This window comes from Neisseria sp. P0021.S005, from assembly GCF_051956955.1.
In genome coordinates this window covers 1-5,016 of the sequence record NZ_JBQCWY010000198.1, presented here as the reverse complement: position 1 = coordinate 5,016, position 5,016 = coordinate 1, and the positions used below count along the sequence as shown (strand labels likewise).

Here is a 5,016-nt window from a genome sequence, read left to right as displayed (position 1 = left end):
CAAAAGAAACCGCCGGCGTTATCAGCGCGGCGGCAAAGTGTGATATAAATACCCTTTCCCAAACTTCATTGGAGCAAACTATCATGGAATTAGTATTCATCCGTCACGGACAAAGCGAATGGAACGCAAAAAACCTTTTCACCGGCTGGCGCGACGTCAAGCTGAGCGAGCAAGGTTTGGCAGAAGCCGCTGCAGCAGGTAAAAAGCTGAAAGAGAAAGGCTACGAGTTCGACATCGCCTTTACTTCCGTTCTGACCCGTGCCATCAAAACCTGTAACATCGTTTTGGAAGAATCCGACCAACTGTTTGTTCCACAAATCAAATCATGGCGTTTGAACGAGCGCCACTACGGCCAGCTGCAAGGTATGGATAAAAAACAAACCGCAGAAAAATACGGCGATGAGCAAGTCCACATCTGGCGCCGCAGCTACGACACCCTGCCTCCGCTGCTCGATCCTAAAGACCCTCACTCCGCCCACAACGACCGTCGCTATACCAACCTGCCTAGCGATGTTGTACCTGATGGTGAAAACCTCAAAGTTACCCTCGAGCGCGTCCTGCCTTTCTGGGAAGACCAAATCGCTCCGGCCATCCTGAGCGGCAAACGTGTATTGGTTGCGGCACACGGCAACTCCCTGCGTGCGTTGGCCAAACACATCGAAGGCATTTCCGACGAAGACATCATGGGCTTGGAAATCCCGACCGGTCAGCCGCTGGTGTACAAATTGGACGAAAACCTGAAAGTGGTTGAGAAATTCTACCTGTAAGGTAAAGGGAAAAAGGACGTGGCGGACACGTCCTTTTTTTATATTTGTCTGTATCGAGGCCGTCTGAAGGCAGTTGATGGCGGATGACATGAAAAAAGGACGCGTAAAGCGTCCTTGATGGAGATTAAACCCTGTATTACTGGTTTTTCTCGATGATTTCTTTGAGGTGAGGCATAGGGCTGTAACCGCTTTGGCTGCGACCGTTAGGGAAGACCACGGTCGGTGTGCCGTTGAAGCCGAATTGTTCGCCCAATGAAGTGGTTTCAGCAACAGGGTTTTCGCAGTTTGCTTTGCCGTTTGGGAGTTTGCCTTTGCGCATCCAGTCGATCCATGCCTGGGTCGGATTAGGTTGGCACCACAACAGCTCGGCTTTGCGCGCGGCATCAGGGTGCAGGCTTGGAATCGGCATCATGAAGGTATAAATCGTGATGTCGGTCATTTTTTCAAATTCATGCTCCAAGCGTTTGCAGTACGGGCAGTCCGGATCGGAGAAAACAGCGACTTTCAGTTTGCCGTTGCCGCGCACTTCTTTGATAGCTTTGTCCAAAGGCAGGGAAGCGAAGTCGATTTTGTTCAAATCGGCGGCGCGTTCTTCAGTCATGCTTTGGCGCGTGTTGACGTTGATGAGGTCGCCAACGAGCATATAGTCGCCTTTGGCATCGGTATAGATGATTTGTTTGCCGCTGACGACAACTTCATAAATGCCTTTAATCGGTGTTTCACTAACGCTCAAAACTTTCAAATCTTGGGCGGCATAGACTTTTTCCAAACGCGCTTTCAAAGAAGCGGCAACGGATTTGTCGGCAGGTGCTTCCGCTTTGACAGCAGGGGCAGGCGCCGCGTTGGCGTTGGATACGGCAGGTTGACCGCATGCCAATAAAGGAAGGACGGCAAACGGTGTTAAGATTTTGATTAACTTGGTTTTCATGCGAAAGACTTGCGTGTGTTGAAAGTAAGGCATTGTATCAAACCTCTGTTATGTCTGCATTGTGCTAAGGCTCAAATTATCGTCTGAAAATAGCTTTCGGCTGTTAAAATACGAAAAAATGATTTGATTGTTTGTATGTTCTACCACCGTATTGCCGTAAACGTGCCGCTTTCAGACGGCCTTTTGACGTATTCCCATTCCGAGCCGCTTCCTCCGGGAACGCGAGTGCTTGTGCCTTTCCGCAATAAAACCGTTGTCGGGATGGTGTGGGAAACGGATATTGCGCCCGATATGGATACGGCGCGGATTTTGAGCGTTCAGACGGCCTTTGTGGAAGAAAAGCCGTTGCCTCAAAGCTGGCGTGATTTGTTGGCGTTTACGTCGCGTTATTACCACTATCCGACCGGGCAGGCAGTGTTTGCCGCGCTGCCGCAGGGTTTGAAGGAAACGCACACGGTAGAAATGCCGCAGCCGCCGCTGTTTTACGCGCTGAACGAAGCGGGCAGGGCGCAAACGCCGCCGCCGGCTCGGTTCAACAAAAAAGCGGCTTTGTGGGACGCGTTGCTGTCGGGCGAAATGACGATGGCGGCGTTGAAGCAGGTGAACGCGCAGGCGGCGAAATTAATCGAAGATTGGGCGGAACAGGGTTGGATTAAAACGACGGAAGCGGCGAAGCCCGTTTTAAGGTCGTGTAATGGCCAGGCTTCGCACTCTGAATTTGTATTAAATGCCGACCAGCAGAAGGCTTCCGATGAAATTCAGACGGCCTTTGGTAAATTTCAACCGTTTTTGCTGTACGGCATCACCGGCAGCGGCAAGACCGAAGTGTATTTCGATGCGATGGCGAAAGTGTTGGCGCAGGGGCGGCAAGTGTTGTTTTTGTTGCCGGAAATCAACCTCACGCCGCAGCTTTTGAAGCGGGTGGAAAACCGTTTTGCCGATGTGCCGACCGCCGTGTTGCACAGCCAGATGGCTGCGGGCAAGCGCACGCAGGATTATTTGCGCGCTATGTTGGGGCAGGCGAAGCTGGTGATTGGCACACGGTTGGCGGTGTTCACACCTTTGCCTGATGTCGGGCTGATTGTGGTCGATGAGGAACACGACGGCTCGTTCAAACAAGACAACGAATTGCGCTACCACGCCCGCGATTTGGCGGTGTGGCGGGCGAAGCAGAGCGGCTGTCCCGTCGTGTTGGGCAGTGCCACGCCCAGCTTGGAGAGCTGGCACAAGGCGCAAAGCGGCGCGTACCGCCTGCTGCAACTGACCGAGCGCGCCCATGCCGCCGCGCAACTGCCGCAAGTAGAAATTCTCAACGTAGGCCGTCTGAAACTTGACAACGGCTTCTCGCCGCAAGCCTTGCAGCTTTTAAAACAGAATTTTGAAGCAGGTGGCATGTCGCTGGTGTACCTCAACCGGCGCGGTTTCGCGCCCGCGCTGTTTTGCGGCGACTGCGGCCATACCTTCGGCTGTCCAAACTGCTCCGCTAAAATGGTGCTGCACCAACGCGCCTGCCAACTGCGCTGCCACCACTGCGATCATCGCGAACCCATCCCGTTCAAATGCCCCGACTGCGGCAACCAAGACCTGACCGCCGTCGGACACGGCACACAGCGCGTCGAAGAAACCCTGCGCGTCTTCCTGCACAAGGCCGCCGTCGTCCGTGTCGACAGGGACAGCACTGCGCACAAAAACGACTGGGCGGATTTGTACCGCCGCATCGCAGACAACGAAATCGATATTCTGGTCGGTACGCAGATGCTCGCCAAAGGCCATGATTTCGCGCGGCTCAACCTTGTTATCGTGTTGAACGCCGATGGCAGCCTGTACAGCGCGGACTTTCGCGCGCCGGAAAGACTGTTCGCCGAGCTGATGCAGGTGTCCGGCAGGGCGGGGCGTGCCGACAAACCCGGCAAGGTGTTGATACAAACCCAACTGCCCGAACATCCCGTCTTCGCCGCCGTCAAAGCGCAGGACTACGCCGTGTTTGCCGAAAACGAATTGAACGAACGGCAAATGTTCGCCATGCCGCCTTTCGGTTTTCAGACGGCCGTCCGTGCCGATGCGCCGCGCTTTGCCGATGCGATGGAATTTCTCAACACCGCCAAAGAAACCCTCGCTCCGCTTTTGCCCGAAAGCGTCTCCCAGTTTGGTGCCGCTCCGATGCTGATGGTGCGCCTTGCCGAACGCGAACGTGCGCAAGTTTTCCTCGAATCGACATCCCGACAAGATTTGCACCGTGCCGTGAGTTTGTGGGTGCAGGTGTTGCAGCAAAACCGCGACGGTAAAATCAGATGGTCGGTGGACGTTGATGTGCAAGAGGCTTGATTGAAATGGCTCAATCAATAAGGAAATAAAAGGCCGTCTGAAAATCTGTTTTCAGACGGCCTTAAGTTTTTGAATCGGTTTAGAAGAATTTTGCAGCTATATAGCCGAGTGCAAGCAGGCTCAAAACGGCGAATACGATAGCCATTGTAAGCAGGAACTGTGTTTTCTTCCTCGCTGCAAGTGCTGCCAGCTCAGGATTTTGGTCTAACTCTTCGCGTAGTTGGGATTCCAACTCGGCACGGATTTTCTTGCGCAGCTTTTTCTCTTCCTGCTCGCGCTCGTATTTGAGCTTGTGGGCAATTTCGGTTTGTTTTTTATGCTCGAAAGAGATTTTTTCCTGCCATTCAATGCGCTTACGCTGGATGGCCAGCTCATTTTTTTCTGTCAAATCAAAGTGGCAGGTTTTACATTCCTGTGCATCTAGTTCGTCAATAATCGTCATGCAGACGGGGCATTGGATAGGGTCGGGAGTATTGGCTGCCGACATAGTTTCTTCTTCAACTGCTTCCAATTCCATAGACTGACGGACGATCACGTCCAAACCCAAATAGCTGAAGTAATGCTGCGCATTTTCGCGCTCATCTTGGGTACATTTTTCGGCCACAATCGCTTGCGGACGCTCAGCCAAGGCTTGAATCAGGCTCTCGACTTCGTTTTCGGGCAGGTTCTCATACAGGCAGGCGTGGATGAGCTCCCTATCCGTGTTCGGCGGATAGGAAACGTATACGTCGAAAAATTTTTCTTGTTTGCTCATTGATATCCCATGAGTATTTCGACTGCGTCAACCAAATGGGTTTAGCCTAAGGTTTTGTTATTGTGTTTGAGCTGTTTTGGCTTATGATACGAGCCAAAACAGAGGCTGCAGTCTCAGGCAGACCAGGTACGGTTTGCCTTTGTGTCGTTAATCGGCTGGACAATAATTTTTTATTTATATGGAAACATACATGTCCAATGTTATGTCTATTGTAGAGTAAATATTCACGCCCGATATTATTA

General features: G+C 52.3%; 4 protein-coding genes. 2 read left to right on the top strand and 2 right to left on the bottom strand.

Features of this window, described 5'->3' with window-relative positions; all coding sequences use genetic code 11:
- Positions 1–83 precede the first annotated feature (83 nt).
- Positions 84–767: a 2,3-diphosphoglycerate-dependent phosphoglycerate mutase gene (locus ACTHUE_RS10840; protein ID WP_440423462.1), complete on the top strand. Its 684-nt coding sequence runs from the start codon at positions 84–86 to the stop codon at positions 765–767.
- A 136-nt stretch (positions 768–903) separates the two neighbouring features.
- Here ACTHUE_RS10840 and ACTHUE_RS10835 read toward each other — a convergent pair whose 3' ends face one another.
- Positions 904–1,695, bottom strand: coding sequence for a DsbC family protein (locus ACTHUE_RS10835; RefSeq protein ID WP_440402866.1), 792 nt, complete (start codon positions 1,693–1,695; stop codon positions 904–906).
- 135 nt (positions 1,696–1,830) lie between these two features.
- Between ACTHUE_RS10835 and ACTHUE_RS10830 the strand changes: the two genes are divergently transcribed.
- Positions 1,831–4,020: a primosomal protein N' gene (locus tag ACTHUE_RS10830; protein ID WP_440402867.1), complete on the top strand. Its 2,190-nt coding sequence runs from the start codon at positions 1,831–1,833 to the stop codon at positions 4,018–4,020.
- A gap of 79 nt (positions 4,021–4,099) precedes the next feature.
- Here the strand turns inward: ACTHUE_RS10830 and ACTHUE_RS10825 are convergent, their stop codons facing one another.
- Positions 4,100–4,774, bottom strand: coding sequence for a hypothetical protein (locus tag ACTHUE_RS10825; protein WP_070585107.1), 675 nt, complete (start codon positions 4,772–4,774; stop codon positions 4,100–4,102).
- Between the last annotated feature and the right edge of the window lie 242 nt (positions 4,775–5,016).